The following is a 16,516-nucleotide window of genomic DNA, read 5'->3' on the forward strand; positions in this document are numbered from 1 at the left end:
TCAGCGGAGCTCCGCGGCCGGAAGACTGAGGCGCTGTCGCGAGGGCCCCTGTCCTGCCGCGGAGGTCACGACCCGCTCGGGCGTGAACCACACCCGCCGTCCGGTCTCCTCCTCGTCGGTCCACTCGACGACGCCGGTGCCGGAGAGCTGGAGGATCGCGCCGCGGCCCGGGTCGAGGAACAGCAGCGACGCGGCCGGGTCCACGTCGAGGTTCCCCAGCGTGTTGAACAGGTTGTTGCCGGGATGGTCGGGCCACCACAGGCGAGCGCCCGCGTGGTGGACGAACCCGGGATCGCCGCCGCGGTGGGACGTGTCCGCGCCGCGGTCGGGATGCCGCGTGCCGAGGATGAACGTGTCGGCGGCGGTGATCTGCGCGAGGTCCTCGCTCCGGAGACCGTCACCGCGACCGGCCGGGTGGGCGCCGGCCAGCGCGCGGTCGTCGAGCGGATGGATGTAGCGGGGACAGTTCCCGTACGCCTGCTCGACGGCGACCGTGAGCGCCCCGGAGTCGACCGAGCTCACGACGCCGTTGACCCGCAGCCGCCGTCGCCGCGCGAAGTCGATCAGCAGGACGCCCACCTGCCGCCCGGCCGGGAGCCCCTCCAGCGGGTCGCCCGCGGGCACGGCGCTCGCGAGCGTCAGCGTCCGGCCGTCGCCCTGTGCGAACCCCCGCGGGCCGAACACCGGGGAGGTCCACAGGCGCCCGTGATCGTCCTCGGCGGTGATGAAGGCCAGCTCCCGCTCGGCGACGAACCGGCTCATGCCCTCGCCGAGGTGCGGCGTGGTGAGCATCCCGGCGAGACGGTGGGCGTCGTCCGCGACCCCGGCCCGCTGCTGGACGCGGAGCTCGCCCTCGTGGAACCCGGTGTCGACGAGCCCGCGGTGCGCCATGATTTCTCCCGTCGTATCGTGCTAACCACCATCGACGACTTACGAAGGTTAGCCATGTCGCAGGAGGAACGCCACGAGGAGCGCTTCGTGTTCCTCGCGGGAGACCTCGCGCTCGACCTCGTCAACACCGTGCTCGTCGACGGAGGTGCTCTCGTCGACACCGTGGCGACGCCGGAGGGGCTCGCCGACTGGGTCGCCGCCTCCCCGCTGGACGGTGCCCCGTCCGCGATCCCGCCGGCCGTCCACGCGCGGACGCTGGCGATGCGCCAGGCGGTGCGGGCCGGCGTCGATGCGGTCGTCGAGGGCGGGCCGGTGCCCGACACGACGATCGCGACCCTCAACGCGGTCCTGGCCACCGGGCCGGGCGCCGCGCTGACCCGCGGCCCGGACGGCGCGCTGCGCTACGGACTGCGGGCCGACCTCGACGCCGATCCCGCCGTGCTGCCGTGGCTCCTCGCCGACGCGGGCGCGCGTCTGTTCGCCGGCGACCGGCTCGACCGGCTGCGGCGCTGCGCCAACCACGACACCTGCGTGCTCATCTTCCTCGACACCTCGCGCAACCGCGCGCGGCGGTGGTGCTCCATGGAGGTCTGCGGCAACCGCAGCAAGGTCGCGGCGCACGAGGCGCGGCGGCGACGCTCCTCGGCCGAATGAACCTGCTACCGTCTAGTCCTGAATCAGGACTAGACGCGGGAGCGGGTGTCATGAGCACCGAGGTCGACCTGTTCGCGGGCCTCTTCGTGAGCGACTACGGGGTGTCGAAGGCCTGGTACGAGCGGCTCCTGGGAGGGGAGCCGAGCTTCCTCCCCTCCGACACCGAGGCCGTCTGGGAGCTCGCCGAGCACCGGTGGCTCTACATCAAGGAGAACGCCGCGCACGCGGGGCACGGCGAGCTGACGATCTTCCCGGGGGATCTGGACGCGAGGGTCGACGCAGCACGAGGCCGGGGCCTGGAGCCCGCGCGGCACGAGGACTATCCCGGCGGCGTCCGCAAGATCGTTTATCGGGACGCCGACGGCAACGAGATCGGGTTCGGCGGCGCACCGGCGACGTAGGGCTCAGCCGGCTCGACGGACGGACACCACCGCCGCGCGACGCATCCGGACCGCGGCGTTCTCGGCGAGCAGGGAGTTGCGGCGGCGCACGATGGCCGTGGCGAGCTCGCGGGTGCGCTGGGCGACGCCGTCGGGGTCTTCGTCGGCACCCGAGGGTGCGGTGCACCCGTCGACGACGTCACCGATGGCGACGACCGCGCGGGCGAGCGTGTCGAGGGAGTCCGAGGAGGAGTCGAAGCGGTCGTCCGAGGGCGGGCGGGTGCGGACGTGCTCGAGCAGTTCGAGGAGCGCATCCGATGCCTGCTGCGCGAGCCTCGCCGCCACCTCGTCCTTCTGCACGTCCGCTCTCACCCATCACTCGGGGAACGGGGTGAGAGTGTCCGCTCGCGGCCCGGTCCAATCCAGCCCGGATGCTCGTCGGGCGTGAGATCGGGCTCGCCCGACGGTGAAGGGGGGACCCGGCCGGCGGGGGGACACCGACCGGGTCCATTGCCGATCACGGGGGGCATGACCGGCGGCGATCATCCTTGCATGTGCAAGTACAGCTGCAAAGAGCGGGCCCGGACGATCTGACCGGCCCCTCCGGCCGTGTCACCATGACGCCGGTCAGCCGACGAGTGCGAGGGGAGGGCCGCATGCGCATCCGACTCGACGACGGCCCGTGCCAGGGCGACCACGACCTCACCATCGCCGAGGGGGCGAACCTCCCCGAGGAGTTCCTGGTGCTGGTCGAGCAGGGGCCGCGCCAGAAGGTCAGCGACATGTTCGGCGGCTCGATCCCCGGTATCAACGTCTTCGCGGTGCACCGCCTGGCACGGCGGGACGGGGACGGCACGCCGGTCTACGCGTTCGCCGGGCGCCGGGAGTCGCGCGGCTACTAGACACACGTCGGCCCCGGGACCGATCGGTGCCCGGGGCCGTGACGCGTCAGTTGGACTTGAAGGCGTCCTTGATCTTCTCGCCGGCCTGCTTGATGTCGCCCTTGGTCTGGTCGGCCTTGCCCTCGGTGCGCAGCTCCTCGTCACCGTTGAGCGTGCCGGCGGTCTCCTTGACCTTGCCCTTGAGCTTGTCGGCCTGGTTGTCGAACTTGTCGTCAGCACCCATGCCGAGGGCCTACCCGATCGGAGGGGGTCCTCAACCGTCCGGGACGAGCAGCACCCAGACCGGGCCGGCCGCGAAGGGCACGGGGAGCCGGTCGGCGCCCAGCACCGCGGTCGGGTCGGTGGGTGTCGGGCGGGACCACCGGGCGGGGAACGACCGGCCGTCGCGCAGGACCTCGGCGGCGCCCTCGCCGACGGTCACGGCGTAGGGCGAGACGGCCCCGGCAGCGTCGCGGATCGCCGAGGGCCGGGTCGTGACGTGCTGGACCAGCACCGTCGCGGCGCCGACCGGGTCGCCTCCGGTGGCCGGGACGACGGGGCCCGCCGCGCCGGGCTCGACGATCCACCGCCCCCGCACGGCGTCCCACGTGAGCACCAGTTCGGCGGTGCCGAAGGCGACGTCCCGCCGGCGGACGACGTCCCCGCCCGGCGGGAGCGCCCCGAAGCGGAAGCCGACGTCGCGCGGCGGCGACGCACCGCCGGCCGAGCCCGCCGCGGACAGCAGTGCGGCGGGGTCGGCGTAGAGGTTGGACGGGGCCCGCCGCGCGGGATCGCGGTGGAAGGCCGGGGCCGCGGTCTCGGGGGTCACCGCCGCGATCGGTGCGCCGGCGAGTGTCGGGGCGAGCTCGGGAGCGGAGCCGGAGAACGCCAGCGCCGGGTGGCCGTAGGCCGCGAGCACGGTGACGTCCGACTCCCGCGCGCTGCGGACCGGCCCGACCGACGCCGGCAGGCGCGACGAGAACACGGCGAGGAGCCGGGTCGTGCCGCCCTCGACGGGCTCGACGTAGACGACGTCGGCGTCCTCGACCCCGGTCCACGGCCGCCCGGCGGGCGAGTTGTCGACCTTCACGGCGAGCACCGGCCGGTCGGACGTCACGGGCAGCCCGGTGAGCGGGGACGCGCGCCCGGCGCTCCCGCACCCCGCGAGCGGGGCGGCGACGACGGCGGCCGCGACCACCGCGAGGACGACACGCAGGCCCCGCGGCACCCGCTCACCTCCCTCACGACCACCGGACCCTCACCGGCGGCGCCCTATCATCGCGACTGTGACGTCCGCGAGTCCGGAGCCGGGGGACCCCGCGTCCTTGCGTGTCTCCGACGTGGAGCGCGAGCAGGTGCAGCAGTTCCTCGCGCGGGCGATGGTGGCCGGGCAGATCACGCCCGCGGAGTACTCCGACCGCAGCGCGACGGCGCTCGCCGCCCGGGTGCGCGGCGATCTCGACGGCCTGCTCGACGACCTGCCGGGCGCCTCGCTGCAGGCCTCCCGCCCGATCGACGTCCTCGACCTGCAGGCCGGGCTCGCCGGGGCGATCACGCGCCGGGGCTACTGGCGCGTCCCGCCGCTGGTGCGCGTCCACAGCTGGGTGGGCGGGGTGACGCTCGACTTCACCGGCGCCGAGTTCACGGCGCCGGTCGTGATCGTCGAGCTCGCGACCGGACTGTGCTCGCCCCTGCTCGTGCTGCCGGACCACGCGACCGCCGACGTCGACGACCTGCGGATCGCGGCCGGCAAGGTCAAGGACGACACCGCGCACCGGCGCGAGCGCGGGGTGCCGCACGTCGTCGTCCGCGGCCGCCACAGCCTCGGCGACGTGGTGCTCCGGCATCCCCGCAGGTCGCGGTGGCGCCCGGGGCGCCGGACGCGCAGCGGAACGGGGCCGGATACATGAGGCGGGCGTCGAGCGCGCGGCGCCGGGCCCGTGACGCGAGAAAACCACCGTGACGCGTGAGGGTGACGCCACGCCGGGACGACGCGCTCAGGGATGATCCGGACCCCCGGTACCGTCGCGCATGAAGTCGGTGTCGGGATCGACGAGAGGAGGACGTGCGGTGGGGCTGGCCGAGCTGGGCCCGGGACTGCCCGTTCTCGTCGTGATCGCGGCGGGGGTGCTGACGGGCTTCGCCATGGCGCCGCTGCACCGGCGCGCCGCCGCGCACCGACGCACGGCGATGCTCGTGGACCGCGTCGTGACCGACCGCGTGTCGCGGCTCTCCGGCGCCGAGCGGCGCCGGGCCCGCCGCCACCTGCACCGCGCGGCCGACCTGCCCATCCCGCGGGCGCTCGGCCTCACGGTCCTGACGGCCGCGGTGACGGCGCTCGTCGGCACGCTCACGGTCTCGCTCGTCGCGGGGCAGCTCGCCGACGGCCGCCGCACCGCGCTGCGTGCGCTGGTCCGCCGGCTGGAGGACGCCGGCCTCCCGGCGCCGACCACCAGCGGCCCGACCGTCACGATCTCCGGCCTGGTGATGCTCGCGCTGCTGTCGCTCGCGGTGGCGGGGCTCTACGTCGGCGGGCTCGACCTCGAGCGGCGCCGGGCCATGCCGGTGACGCGCCCGTGGCCGACCAGCCGCGGCAAGGCGACGGTGCTGCTCGCCGTCGTGGTCTTCGGCGTCCTCGTCGCCGTCGGCGGCACGCTCGCGGCGCCGGGCATCGGCGTCGGGGCGGCCCTGTTCCTGCTCGCCCAGCAGATCGTGGCGCGGGGCGGACGGCCCCGCGCGTGCCGCGAGGCGCCGGTGGTGCCCGAGGCCCTGCGCGCGGCCCGGCTGCCGGCGGTCAAGGAGCGCCGCCTGCTGCGCGCCCGGAAGTCGGCGCAGTCCGAGGCACCGCCGGAGCACCCGGCCCTGCCCGCCGCAGTAGCACCCGGCCCGGGCCGGCCCTCGGTGCCGCCGCCCCCCACGCCGCGGGCGGCGCCGGCACCGTCCATGGGGCCGTCGATCGGCCCGTCGACCCGCCTGGTCGACCTGGCCGCCCCCGAGCAGCCGCTCACGCCGCACGACCCCCGCACGGTCGGCGAGTACACGCTGACCGGACGTCTCGGCTCCGGCGGCATGGGCACCGTCTACCTCGGGCACCGCGCCGGCACCCACGGTGTCGTGGCCATCAAGGTGCTCGCCCCGCACCTGCTCGACGACGTCGACGCCCGCACGCGCTTCCTGCGGGAGGGTCAGACGCTGCAGAAGGTCACCGGCGACTACACCGCCCGCGTGCTCGGCGTCGGCTTCGACGGCTCGATGCCCTACATCGTCATGGAGCGCCTCGACGGCCCGTCGCTGCACGCGTTCGTGGCGGCCTCGGGCGCGGTCACCGACGGCGAGATGCTCACCCGCACCGCCATCGCGCTCGCCCGCGCGCTCGCCGCGCTGCACGCCGACGGCATCACCCACCGGGACCTCAAGCCCGGCAACGTGCTCCTGACCTCCGCCGGCCCCAAGGTCGTCGACTTCGGCATCGCCCGCGTCGTCGGGCAGACGCATCACACGCCGGCGGGCAACATGGTCGGCACGCCCGGCTACATGGCGCCCGAGCAGGTCACGGGCAACGGCGCGGGGCCGGCCACGGACGTGTGGGCGTGGGCCTGCTGCGTCGTGTTCGCCGCCCGCGGCGACCACCTGTTCGACGGCGACAACATCCTCGACATCGCCCGGCGCATCCTCGACGGGCCGGGCCCGGAGGCGTTCGCCGCGGTGCACCGCCTCTCCCCGCGTCTGGTGCCGGTGCTGCGCCGGGCCACGGCCCAGGAGGTCGGCGACCGACCCCGGGACGGGGCCGCGCTCCTGCGCCTGCTCGACCGCAGCGGCGCGACCGCCGCCGTCAACCCGGCCGGGTGGGATCGCCTGGTGGGCGGGGGCGTCCGGTGACCGAGCGCGGACGACGATCGACGACGGCGCGCGCTGCTACGGTGCGATCTCGCCGCCCGGAGCGCCGTCCGGGCGGGTCTGACGGCTCCGGCTCCGAGGGCCGGCGTGAGGACGGTGAGTGGTCGGTGGCCTCGTGGGACGACCTCGTGATGTGGGTCCGCGTGCGCTACGAGGTCATGGCCCAGGACCGGCACAGCCTCACGTTCCGGCTCCCGACGTCCGAGGACCGCACGCAGCTGGTCTACGTGCACCACAAGGGCGAGGTCGACGGCCACGACTGGCTCCAGATCGAGTCGCCGATCGGGCGCCTCGACGACATCGACGCCCGCCGCCTGCTCGAGCTCGCCGAGGACGCCGTGGTCGGCGGCGCCGCAGCTGTGGGCGGGGTCGCGGTGTTCCGGCACGCCACGCCGATCGAGGACCTCTCGTTCGCCGAGTTCGACGGCCCGTTCCGGCTGGTCACCCGCATCGCCGACCAGCTCGAGCACACCCTGACGGGATCCGACGAGTACTGATCGCGGGAGGTCGTCGTGGACGTCGTGGAGTTCCGGCCCGAGCCGTCGCAGTACGTGTACACGTTCGGCGGCGCCGCCCCGGTCCGCGAGGTCGACCCCGGCAGCGTCATGCGCCTGTGGTGCGACGACGCGTTCGGCGGGACGATCAGCTCGACGTCCGACCTCGCGAGCGCGAACCTGCGAATGGGTTTCCTCAACCCGCAGACCGGCCCCTTCTCCGTGCGCGGTGCCGAGCCCGGCGACACGCTCGTGCTGCACCTCGTCGACCTCACGCCGGCCCGTGACTGGGGCGCCTCGACGCTCGTCCCGTTCTTCGGCGGGCTCACCGGGACCGACCGCACGGCCCTGCTGAACGAGCCGCTCGAGGAGCGCACCTGGATCTACGAGGTCGACCGCGCGCGGAGCACGGTCACGTTCTCCGCCCAGCGGGCAGACCTCGCGATCGACCTGCCGCTCGCCCCGATGCTGGGCACGGTCGGCGTCGCCCCCGCCCTCGGCGAGGTGCGCTCCTCGCTCACGCCGGACGCCTTCGGCGGGAACATGGACACGCCCGAGATGCGCGCGGGCGCCACCTGCTACCTGCCGGTGAACACGCCCGGCGCGATCTTCTCGGTCGGCGACGGGCACTACCGGCAGGGCGAGGGCGAGGCCTGCGGCACCGCGGTCGAGGGCGCCATGGACGTCACGCTCCTCGTCGACCTGGTCAAGGCGTCGGCGGCGACGGCACCGGCGTGGCCGCGGCTCGAGAACGACGACGAGATCCTCGTCGTCGGCTCGTCGCGGCCCCTGGAGGACGCCTGGCGGATCAGCCAGGTCGAGATGATCACCTGGCTGAGCGGGCTGCTCGGCCTCGACCGTCTCGACGCCTACCAGCTGCTGACGCAGACCGCGCTGGCGCCGCTCGCCAACGTGGTCGACACCAACTACAGCGCGGTGACGAAGGTGTCCAAGGCGCTCGTGCCCGGACTGCGCCCGTTCGACGGCCTGCACGCGGACCTGCGCGCCCGCGCGGCGTCGGTGATCTAGAGGAGCCCACGATGGACCTGCAGCTGACCGGCCGCACCGCGCTGGTCACCGGAGGCAGCCGCGGCATCGGGCGGGCGGTGGTGGAGGCGCTCGCCGCGGAGGGCGCGACGGTCGCGTTCTGCGCGCGCTCCGCCGACGGCGTCCGGGCCGCCGAGGAGGAGATGCGCGGAGCCGGCCACGACGTCCACGGCACGACGGTCGACGTCGCAGACGGCGACGCCCTCGGCGCGTGGGTGGCCGACAGCGCGGCGACGCACGGCGGCATCGACGTCGTGGTCGCCAACGTCTCGGCGCTCGCGATCCCCTCCAGCGAGGAGAACTGGGCGGCGAGCTTCACCACCGACATGCTCGGCACGGTGCGGCTGGTCGAGGCGGCGCTCCCGTCGCTCGAGGCCAGCGACGCCGGGGCGATCGTGACGATCTCCAGCGTCTCCGGCCGCGAGATCGACTTCGCCGCCGGTCCCTACGGGACGTTCAAGGGCGCGATCGTGCACTACACACAGGGTCTCGCCTACCAGCTCGCCGGCAAGGTCCGGGCCAACACCGTCTCGCCGGGCAACGTCTACTTCCCCGGCGGCGTGTGGGAGTCGATCGAGCAGAACAACCGCGACCTCTACGACCACGCCCTCGGCCTCAACCCGACCGGCCGGATGGCGCGGCCGGAGGAGATCGCGCGGGCGGTGACGTTCCTGGCCAGCCCCGCGGCGACCTTCATCAGCGGCACGAACCTCGTGGTCGACGGCGCGCTGACGCGCGGCGTGCAGCTCTAGCGCGAGGCCGGCGCGGCCACCAGCAGGCCGATCACCGAGCGGAATCCGTCGACGGCCGCGCCCACGAGGCGCACCACGGCGCGGCGCCACGAGCTCAACAGACCGGGGAGGCCGGCGTCGCGCACGGCCAGGGCGGCGGACCGCGGCGCGACGGGGACGACGGCCGCGGTCGGGGCGGCCGGGCGTTCCGTCAGCGTGGCCACCCGGCCGGGCATCTGCTCGAGGGTGGGCGCGGCACGCGGGGCCGGGACGACGGGGAACCACGCGTCACCGGTGTCCTCGCCGCCCGCGCGGGGCCGCGGGACCCAGGGCCGGTCCTGGTCGGGGTCCATGCCGCGTGTGTCCTCTCGCCCGGGGCATCGTCGAACCGGTCATCGGTCGCCGGCGCTCCGCCGTTAGCAGTGGGTGGCAGCCGTCGCCACTCAGCGCGACGGTCCGAGACCAGCGGACGGACCTCACGACGGAGTGACATCAAAGCACCACTCACCGCATCTTGCGCCCCGGTCGTGGACGGCACCCCGATCTGGCCGCGACGCGGCCCGTGCTGGCGCGTTGCCTTCGTGCGGGTCCGAACATCCTGCGTCGGATTCCGCGGCCGAGCCGACACGCCGACTCGGTCGTGTGTACGGGCAGTGACGTCGAGCGACACGGGGAGGTGGTTGCTCGGTGGCGGGCACGCACGCGCGCTCGTCGGGGCGGCGCCATGCCGCTGACGCCGTCGACCCTGTCGACCCTGTCGACCCGGGCGACGACGCCGACCGGGGCGCGCACGGCGCCTCCGGCGGCCGGCGCTCCCGCGCCGCGGACGACCGCGGCCGGTCCGAGCAGCCGTCGCGTTCCGAGCGGCACAGCCGGGACGACGACTACGGCGACGTCGTCCGCGCGCGGATCACCGGCGAGCCGGCCCCGTCCTCGCCCCCCGTCGGCTTCCCCTCCGCCCTCTCCACCGGCTCCTTCCGCTCCCGTACGAGCACCGGCACGTTCGCCGGCGCGCGATCCGGCGCCCGTGCCGACCGCGGGGCCACGTCCACCGGCCGAGGCGCGGCGAGCACGAGGACCGACGCGGCGGCCTCGTCGCGACCGGCGTCCTCGTCCGGCCCGTCGGCCCCGTCGAGCGCGGCGACCTCGTCCCGCCCGCCGGCCTCCTCCGCGTCGGCTCCGGCGGGGCGCGCCCCCGCTGTGCCACCCACCGTCCCGCCGCCTCCGCCGAAGGGCACCGCCGCGCCGCCGACCGGACGCCGCCCGGGAGCTGGGGCGCCGGGCGCGCGGCCGCAGGGCGCGGGCCGGGGCCAGAACTCGACGCAGGCCCCGACGCAGGCGCCGACGCAGACCCCCGCACCGCCGCCCGCGACGCCCGCCCCGAACGGCCGGCCGCCGCAGGGCCAGGCCCCGAAGCCGCCTGCCGGCGCGCCGCCGCGCGGTGCGGCCGCGGGCGGGCCCGCGGCGGGTCGTGCACCCGATGGCGGCCCGGCGCCGGCCGGCCCCGCTCCTGGTGGCCCCGCTCCTGGTGGCGCTGCTCCTGGTGGCGCTGCTCCTGGTGGCGCTGCTCCTGGTGGCGCTGCTCCTGGTGGCGCTGCTCCTGGTCGCGCCACGCCTCAGGGCCCCGGTCCCCGTGGTGCGGGTGCCGCCCCCGCCACCCCCGCCGCACCGCCGAGCGGTGCACCCGGCGCCGGAGCGCCGCAGGGGAACCGTCCCGCCGGCCCGGCCGCTCCGGCCACGCCTCCGCCGGCCGGTCCTGCCGGCCCCGGCCGCCCCGCCGGTCCGCCCGCGCGCCCGCCCGCCGCGCCCGGCGCGCCCGCGGCGCCACCGGCGACGACCGGCACCGCCGGACCCCGCCCGCCGGCCGGGCCGGCACGCCCTGTCGGCGCGCCGGCACCTCCGGCCGGTTCCGGAGCGCGCCCGGCCGCGGCGCCCGGCCGCCCCGGAGGCCCGCCTCCCGGCGGCACCGCGAGCCCCGTCGCGCCCGGCCGTGACGCGCCCGGACGCCCCGCGCAGCCGACGACTGCCGCGACGGCGACGAGCACCGCTCTCGCCGCGCCGCCCACGAGCACCGACACGACGTCGGCCCCGCAGCGCCCGGCGCGCCCCACCGGCACGGCCGCGATGCCCGCCGTCGACGCGCCGTCGCCCCGCGGGCCGGGGTCGGGTCCGCTGCCGCGCGACCGCAAGGGCCGCCGCGACCGCGACGACGACGCGCTCGACGAGCAGGACCTCGAGGACCTCCCCGAGGAGGACGACCTCGACGATCTCGACCAGGAGGACGACGAGGACGACGACGCCACCCGCGCCGCCCCGCGCAGCGGGCGCGCGACCGCCCGCCACGGTGCGGCCGCCCGCGCGACGTCGCGCACCTCGTCCCGCTCCACGACGCGCCCGCGCAACCCCGCGAAGCGCCCCGCCACCCGCAGCGGCGGCCGGGCCGGCACGAGCCGCACCATGGCCGCCCGGAACACGGCGGGCTCCCGCGCGCCGGTCAGCACGGTCCCCCGGGGACGGTTCGCCGTCCTCGTCGCGACGGTGCTGTCGGCCGTCGCCGCGCGGATCGTCGGCCTGCCCGGCGGGGAGCGGGTCGTCGCGTTCGGCCGCCGGATGCGCGACCGGGCCGTGCTCTACCTCGACGGCCCGCACCCCGAGGCGCTCACGGCGACCGCCCTGCGCTGGCGCCGGGTGCGGCGCAGCGTCTACGCCGGCCTCGCCGCGATGGTCGCCGCACCCGTGCTGTCGATGGTGCTGGGCTTCATCTTCATCCCGGTGCCCAACGCCGACGACGCCGTCGAGAGCCAGCTCAACACCGTCTCGTTCGCCGACGGCTCCGTGCTCGCGCGCATCGCGCCCGGCGAGCAGGGCAACCGGCAGAAGGTCAACCTCGACCAGGTGCCGCCGCCGGTGCGCTTCGCCGTGCTCTCGGCCGAGGACCGCAGCTTCTTCTCCAACAGCGGCTTCGACATCACCGGCTTCGGCCGCGCGGTCTACAAGAACCTCACCGGCGGCAGCGGCGGCGGATCGACGATCACGCAGCAGTACGTCAAGAACGCGATGGTGGGCGACGAGTACTCGCTGACACGCAAGTACAAGGAGCTCATCATCTCCTTGAAGATCTCCCAGGAGCGCTCGAAGGACGAGATCCTGGGGGACTACCTCAACAGCATCTACTTCGGCCGCGGCGCCTACGGCATCCAGGCGGCGTCGCAGGCGTACTTCGGCAAGCCGGTCGAGACGCTGAACCCGGCCGAGGGCGCGCTCCTGGCGGGGGTCATCCAGGCGCCGTCGAAGTGGGATCCGGCCCAGAACCTCGACGAGTCCGTGCGCCGCTGGAACTACGTCATGGACGGCATGGTCGCCCAGGGCTGGCTGCCGGCGCCGGAGCGCGCGGCGGCGCAGTTCCCGGCCACGGTGCCGCCCCGTCGCGTCACCGGCGGCGTGCCCGACGACGACCGCGGCCACATCTACAGCGCCGTCCGCGACGAACTGCGCACGCTCGGCATCGACGAGGACGCGCTGGTGACGCAGGGCCTGCAGATCCAGACGACGATCCAGCCCCAGGCGCAGCGCGAGGCGGCCGAGGCGAACCAACGGCAGATGCGCGGCCAGCCGGACAACCTGCGCAGCGCGACGGTGTCGGTCGACCCGCGGACCGGCGGCATCCTGGCGTACTACGGCGGCGCCAACGGCTCGGGCCTCGACTACGCCCGCGTGGAGAAGCAGGCCGGCTCGACGTTCAAGCCGTTCGTGCTGCTCGCGGCCCTCCAGCACGACCCGCCGATCGGGATCTCGACGGAGTTCGACGGCCGCTCGATCCCCGGCCAGACCCCGCGCAACGTGGACGGCGCCGACTGCGCCAACTGCAGCCTCAAGCGCGCGATGACGCTGTCGAACAACGTCGTCTACAACGCGCTGGGCAACAAGGTGGGGCCGCAGGCCGTCGCGGCCGCCGCGCGGCAGGCGGGCATCTCCCAGCCGATGGACAACCCGAACTCGGGCATCGCGCTGGGCAACCAGGAGACGACGGCGGTCGACCTCGCGTCGGCGTACGCGACGTTCTCCAACGAGGGCGTCTACCACCGCCCGCACCTCGTCCAGCGCGTCACGACGGCCAACGGCGAGGTGCTGTTCGACCAGTCGACCGACCAGGGCGAGCAGCGCATCGACCCGCGGGTGGCGCGCAACGTCACCGAGGCCATGCGGGACGTCCCCGAGTACGACGGGGTGTCGCTGCAGGGCGGCCGGCAGTCGGCGGCGAAGACCGGCACCGTGCAGTCGCACGTCGCGGACCAGAACAACGACGCGTGGATGGCGGGCTTCACGCCGGGAGCCTCGACGGCCGTCTGGGTCGGCACCGACGACAACACGCCGATCAAGACCTCCGACGGTCGCCCGGTCTACGGCCACGGGCTGCCCAGCGAGATCTGGAAGTCCTTCATGGACGACGCGCTGGACGACACGCCGCGCCAGACGTTCGGGCCGTTCACCCCGGTCGCGGGCTCCGACCCGGGCGACACGGCGAGCCACGCGGACTCGTCGTCGCCGTCACCGTCGACCAGCGCGGCGCCGCGGTCGTCCTCGACGCCCACGTCGACGACCACCCCGCCGGCCGATACGAACGCTCCGGCCCAGCAGCCCGGGGAGGCACCGGCCGACGCGCCCGCCGCGGGCGACCCGGCGGCCGCGGGGGCGCCCGGCAACGCGGCCGAGGGCGACGCCCCGGCGGGCGCCGATCCGCCCGGGAACTAGCCGAGCGTGAAGTCCGCGTCGTCGAAGCCCGGGCTCACGACGCAGGTCACCAGCACCTCGACGCCGGCGTCCGGTGCGGGCGCGGCGCGCTGCCACACGCCGCCGGCGACGAGGGCGTGGGCGGCGTGGCCGTCCTCGACGCGGTCGCCCAGGACGATCTCCTCGGCCTCCGCGTCGGGCACCGGGCGCTCGCCGTCGCCGCCCAGCCACAGCGACAGCGCCGGGCCCCGGTGCCAGCACCACAGCTCATCGGAGCGCACCCGGTGCCAGCGGGACTCCTCGCCGGGGGCGAGGACGTAGTGGATCGCGGTGGCGCTCGCCCGCGGACCGGGGTAACCGGCCGGCTGCAGCGTCGGCGCCGCCGTCCAGGTGCGGCGGAACCAGCCGCCCTCGGGGTGCGGCGCGAGGCCGAGCGTCCGAGCCAGCGGCGGCGGGGTCATCCCGCCACGTTCAGGGACGAGACGACCTTGGACGGGTGCAGGCGCACCACGAGCTCGCCGGGCACGGCGTTGCGGCGCCCGTACTCCTCGGCCCGGTCGGCGCCCATGTAGCGCGCGCCCAGGTCGGTGGCGGTGCGGAGCAGCTCGTCGGGGTCCTCCGAGAGCGTCACCGAGCCCTGCACCTGGACGAAGGCGTACGGCGGTTCCTGGAGGTCGACACAGAGCACGACGCGCGGGTCGCGGGCGAACGCCTTGCCCTTCGCGGTGTCGGAACCGGTGTTGAAGACGATCGTGCCGTTCTCGACGAGGAACCAGATCGGGGCCACCAGCGGGCGGCCGTCGCGGGCGGTCCACCCGATCTTGCCGGTGCGGGTGCCGTCGGTCAGGAATGCGACGATGTCGGGGTCGCTGAGGTCCGCCATGGCCGCGAGCCTAGGCGCGGCGCCTCACCGGTCGCCGCGTTCCGCGTCCCACTCCTCGGGGGTGTTGACGCCCCGTCCGGCGCGCAGGTCCTGGTCGGCGGCGGCGACGTCCGGGTCGGCGAGGAGGTCGGCGGGGAGGATCTCGCGGACCCTGCTCGCGGCCACCAGCGCGCCGGTCCGGCGCTCGCCGCGGGCGAGGAGGTCCTCGGCGCGGGCGGCCAGGGTGGTGGCGTACGCCGCGAGGAGGGGCTGGCGGTGCCCGTCCAGCACCGGCACGGCGACCTCGACCGGGGGCACGCGGTGGGCGAGCACCGCGCGGACCACGGCGGCGTGCAGGTGGGGCAGGTCGACCGCGGCGACGAACGCCGTCGCCGCGCCGGTGCCGGCGGCCGCCGCGAGTCCGGTGGCGAGCCCGCGCAGGGGGCCGTCGTCGGGCACCGGATCGTGGACGACACGGCACCGCCCGTGCCACCGCCGTCCGGCGGTGTCCGGCGGCAACGCCCGCGAGCCCTCGGCGGCGCCCACCACGAGCAGCGGCCCGTCGACGGCCTCGGCGAGGACGTCGAGGACGTGGCCGAGCAGCGTCGTCCCGCCGAGCGGCAGCAGGGCCTTGTCGCGGCCCATCCGGCGGGACCGCCCCCCCGCGAGCACGACACCGGCCGCGGCGCTCACCGGACGTGCCCACGTGAGGTACGCGACCGGTTGGGCGCCTCGGGGCCCGGACACCCGAGGGACGACACGCTGATGTGTGACCGGAGGTGACCACAGTGATCGGCAGCACCGAGCGCCGCCCGGAGCCCGAGGACGCCCGCCGCGGGTGGGTGGCCCCGACGCCGGCGGACGCCGACGAGGCCGCGATCGACCGCGCCATGGCCGAGGCCGAGCGCGCGGTGGCAGAGGGCACCGCGACCGACGAGCAGCGGGACCGTGTCCGCCGCATGGGCGACGCGCGGACCCACGAGCAGCGGCGGGCCGCTTTCCGCGACTGAACCCCTGCCCACCGCCGGACACCCTCAGCCGCTCGCGGCGGTGCCGACGGTGCTCGCGGAGGTGCCGGTCACGAGGGCGTCGACCCCCCGCTCGAGCACCGTGAACAGCGGCGTCCCCGCCGGCCCGACCGCGAGCGTGGGGTAGGAGCGGTGGGCGCCGGAGAACCAGCCCTCGCGGAACGCGCGGACGTCGAGGTTCTCGGTCGCGCAGATCGGGTCGCCCGGCGCGCAGACCTCGTAGACCCGGCCGTCGTAGACGTCGAGCTCGCGGGTCGGCCGGGGCCCGAGCAGGCCGCGGCCCGGCGTCTCGATCAGGTTGGGCGAGAGGGGGTCGCGCCGCGGGCTGCCGAGCATCACCGCGCCGCCGATCCGCTCCGGTGCCAGCGCGACCGTGCCGTTCGCCACACGGTGCAGCACGTCCGAGACGACGTCGGCGCCCTGGCTGTAGCCGACGAGGGTGATCGTCGTCGCGGGGCAGCGGGTGGCGACGTCGACGGCGTCGCGGGTCAGGCGGTCGGCGCCGCGCTGCTCGCTGACGAGGTAGAACGGGCGGTCGAGCGATGCCGGGTAGGGCACGTAGCGCACCGACAGCGCTGCGGGGTCGCCGCCCCAGCGCGCGGCGAGCGGGTCGGTGAGTCCCGAGAGCATCCCGATCGACCGGGCGGGGTCGGCGGCCTCGGAGGTCTCGCGGGTGCCGGGGACGGCGAACAGCGCGACCGCGGGGCAGCCCGGCGCGGCCGCCTCCGCCGCCTCCGCCGAGGCGCTCGGGACGAGGGTCAGCGCGGCGCCGAGGGCGAGCAGGGCCACCAGCAGCCGCCGTCGTCCCGCCGCGCCCGCCACGGGCCCATCCTCGCGCATCCGGACACCGCGCGGGAGATCCGCACGGTCCACGGAGCGTGACACGTCGGGCTGACAGAACGTCTCCGGTCTGCGAGCGT

At 75.8% G+C, this 16,516-nt stretch carries 20 protein-coding genes; 10 read left to right on the forward strand and 10 right to left on the reverse strand.

Going from position 1 to position 16,516, the window contains the following annotated elements:
* A complete protein-coding gene (locus tag QSK03_RS14095; RefSeq protein ID WP_285652995.1) occupies window positions 1-891 on the reverse strand; it encodes a pyridoxamine 5'-phosphate oxidase family protein in 891 nt (296 codons plus the stop codon).
* 54 nt (window positions 892-945) lie between these two features.
* Between QSK03_RS14095 and QSK03_RS14100 the strand changes: the two genes are divergently transcribed.
* Window positions 946-1,545, forward strand: a complete 600-nt coding sequence (locus QSK03_RS14100; protein WP_285652998.1) for a CGNR zinc finger domain-containing protein — start codon at window positions 946-948, stop codon at window positions 1,543-1,545.
* Window positions 1,546-1,595: 50 nt separating this feature from the next.
* Window positions 1,596-1,946 (forward strand): VOC family protein, encoded by a 351-nt coding sequence (locus tag QSK03_RS14105; RefSeq protein ID WP_285653001.1) that lies wholly within the window; start codon window positions 1,596-1,598, stop codon window positions 1,944-1,946.
* Window positions 1,947-1,949: 3 nt separating this feature from the next.
* Here QSK03_RS14105 and QSK03_RS14110 read toward each other — a convergent pair whose 3' ends face one another.
* Complete coding sequence (locus QSK03_RS14110; protein ID WP_285653003.1) at window positions 1,950-2,285, reverse strand: hypothetical protein; 336 nt, start codon at window positions 2,283-2,285, stop codon at window positions 1,950-1,952.
* Between the two features lie 296 nt (window positions 2,286-2,581).
* Here QSK03_RS14110 and QSK03_RS14115 point away from each other — a divergent pair, with 296 nt between their 5' ends.
* Window positions 2,582-2,827 (forward strand): hypothetical protein, encoded by a 246-nt coding sequence (locus QSK03_RS14115; RefSeq protein WP_285653006.1) that lies wholly within the window; start codon window positions 2,582-2,584, stop codon window positions 2,825-2,827.
* Between the two features lie 46 nt (window positions 2,828-2,873).
* Here the strand turns inward: QSK03_RS14115 and QSK03_RS14120 are convergent, their stop codons facing one another.
* Window positions 2,874-3,050, reverse strand: a complete 177-nt coding sequence (locus QSK03_RS14120; protein ID WP_285653008.1) for a CsbD family protein — start codon at window positions 3,048-3,050, stop codon at window positions 2,874-2,876.
* A gap of 30 nt (window positions 3,051-3,080) precedes the next feature.
* Window positions 3,081-4,034, reverse strand: a complete 954-nt coding sequence (locus QSK03_RS14125) for a DUF3048 domain-containing protein (RefSeq protein ID WP_285653012.1) — start codon at window positions 4,032-4,034, stop codon at window positions 3,081-3,083.
* Between the two features lie 58 nt (window positions 4,035-4,092).
* Here QSK03_RS14125 and QSK03_RS14130 point away from each other — a divergent pair, with 58 nt between their 5' ends.
* The 5 genes from QSK03_RS14130 to QSK03_RS14150 all read left to right on the forward strand — a co-directional run bounded on the left by QSK03_RS14130 (window position 4,093) and on the right by QSK03_RS14150 (window position 8,996).
* On the forward strand, window positions 4,093-4,716 hold the full coding sequence (locus QSK03_RS14130; protein ID WP_285653014.1) for a DUF1707 SHOCT-like domain-containing protein: 624 nt from the start codon (window positions 4,093-4,095) through the stop codon (window positions 4,714-4,716).
* Window positions 4,717-4,876: 160 nt separating this feature from the next.
* On the forward strand, window positions 4,877-6,685 hold the full coding sequence (locus QSK03_RS14135; RefSeq protein ID WP_285653017.1) for a serine/threonine-protein kinase: 1,809 nt from the start codon (window positions 4,877-4,879) through the stop codon (window positions 6,683-6,685).
* 125 nt (window positions 6,686-6,810) lie between these two features.
* Window positions 6,811-7,200 carry a hypothetical protein gene (locus QSK03_RS14140; RefSeq protein ID WP_285653020.1) on the forward strand — a complete coding sequence of 130 codons (390 nt, stop codon included), beginning with the start codon at window positions 6,811-6,813 and terminating at the stop codon, window positions 7,198-7,200.
* A gap of 15 nt (window positions 7,201-7,215) precedes the next feature.
* Window positions 7,216-8,226, forward strand: coding sequence for an acetamidase/formamidase family protein (locus tag QSK03_RS14145; RefSeq protein WP_285653022.1), 1,011 nt, complete (start codon window positions 7,216-7,218; stop codon window positions 8,224-8,226).
* Window positions 8,227-8,237: 11 nt separating this feature from the next.
* Window positions 8,238-8,996 carry an SDR family NAD(P)-dependent oxidoreductase gene (locus tag QSK03_RS14150; RefSeq protein ID WP_285653025.1) on the forward strand — a complete coding sequence of 253 codons (759 nt, stop codon included), beginning with the start codon at window positions 8,238-8,240 and terminating at the stop codon, window positions 8,994-8,996.
* Here the strand turns inward: QSK03_RS14150 and QSK03_RS14155 are convergent.
* The gene (locus QSK03_RS14155) at window positions 8,993-9,328 is read right to left on the reverse strand and encodes a hypothetical protein (protein WP_285653028.1); all 336 of its coding nucleotides are present in this window, start codon (window positions 9,326-9,328) and stop codon (window positions 8,993-8,995) included. The two genes, QSK03_RS14150 and QSK03_RS14155, sit on opposite strands and share 4 nt — an antisense overlap.
* A 531-nt stretch (window positions 9,329-9,859) precedes the next feature.
* Window positions 9,860-10,186 (reverse strand): hypothetical protein, encoded by a 327-nt coding sequence (locus QSK03_RS14160; protein ID WP_285653030.1) that lies wholly within the window; start codon window positions 10,184-10,186, stop codon window positions 9,860-9,862.
* A 913-nt stretch (window positions 10,187-11,099) separates the two neighbouring features.
* Between QSK03_RS14160 and QSK03_RS14165 the strand changes: the two genes are divergently transcribed.
* Complete coding sequence (locus QSK03_RS14165; RefSeq protein WP_285653032.1) at window positions 11,100-13,727, forward strand: transglycosylase domain-containing protein; 2,628 nt, start codon at window positions 11,100-11,102, stop codon at window positions 13,725-13,727.
* Here the strand turns inward: QSK03_RS14165 and QSK03_RS14170 are convergent.
* Genes QSK03_RS14170 through QSK03_RS14180 form a run of 3 tightly spaced genes read right to left on the reverse strand, consistent with a single transcriptional unit; the run spans window position 13,724 to window position 15,261 of the window.
* Window positions 13,724-14,167, reverse strand: a complete 444-nt coding sequence (locus QSK03_RS14170; RefSeq protein WP_285653034.1) for a cupin domain-containing protein — start codon at window positions 14,165-14,167, stop codon at window positions 13,724-13,726. The two genes, QSK03_RS14165 and QSK03_RS14170, sit on opposite strands and share 4 nt — an antisense overlap.
* Window positions 14,164-14,589 carry a PPOX class F420-dependent oxidoreductase gene (locus tag QSK03_RS14175; protein WP_285653037.1) on the reverse strand — a complete coding sequence of 142 codons (426 nt, stop codon included), beginning with the start codon at window positions 14,587-14,589 and terminating at the stop codon, window positions 14,164-14,166. The genes QSK03_RS14170 and QSK03_RS14175 overlap by 4 nt, the downstream gene beginning before the upstream one ends.
* Before the next feature lie 24 nt (window positions 14,590-14,613).
* The gene (locus QSK03_RS14180) at window positions 14,614-15,261 is read right to left on the reverse strand and encodes an NTP transferase domain-containing protein (RefSeq protein ID WP_285653039.1); all 648 of its coding nucleotides are present in this window, start codon (window positions 15,259-15,261) and stop codon (window positions 14,614-14,616) included.
* 86 nt (window positions 15,262-15,347) lie between these two features.
* Between QSK03_RS14180 and QSK03_RS14185 the strand changes: the two genes are divergently transcribed.
* Window positions 15,348-15,578 carry a hypothetical protein gene (locus tag QSK03_RS14185; RefSeq protein ID WP_285653040.1) on the forward strand — a complete coding sequence of 77 codons (231 nt, stop codon included), beginning with the start codon at window positions 15,348-15,350 and terminating at the stop codon, window positions 15,576-15,578.
* A gap of 24 nt (window positions 15,579-15,602) precedes the next feature.
* On the opposite strand, the gene QSK03_RS14190 is transcribed toward QSK03_RS14185, so the two are convergent.
* Window positions 15,603-16,436 (reverse strand): cutinase family protein, encoded by an 834-nt coding sequence (locus QSK03_RS14190; RefSeq protein ID WP_285653042.1) that lies wholly within the window; start codon window positions 16,434-16,436, stop codon window positions 15,603-15,605.
* Window positions 16,437-16,516: the final 80 nt, after the last annotated feature.

Origin of the sequence: Actinomycetospora sp. NBRC 106375 (assembly GCF_030269665.1) — a bacterium.
Lineage (GTDB): Bacteria > Actinomycetota > Actinomycetes > Mycobacteriales > Pseudonocardiaceae > Actinomycetospora.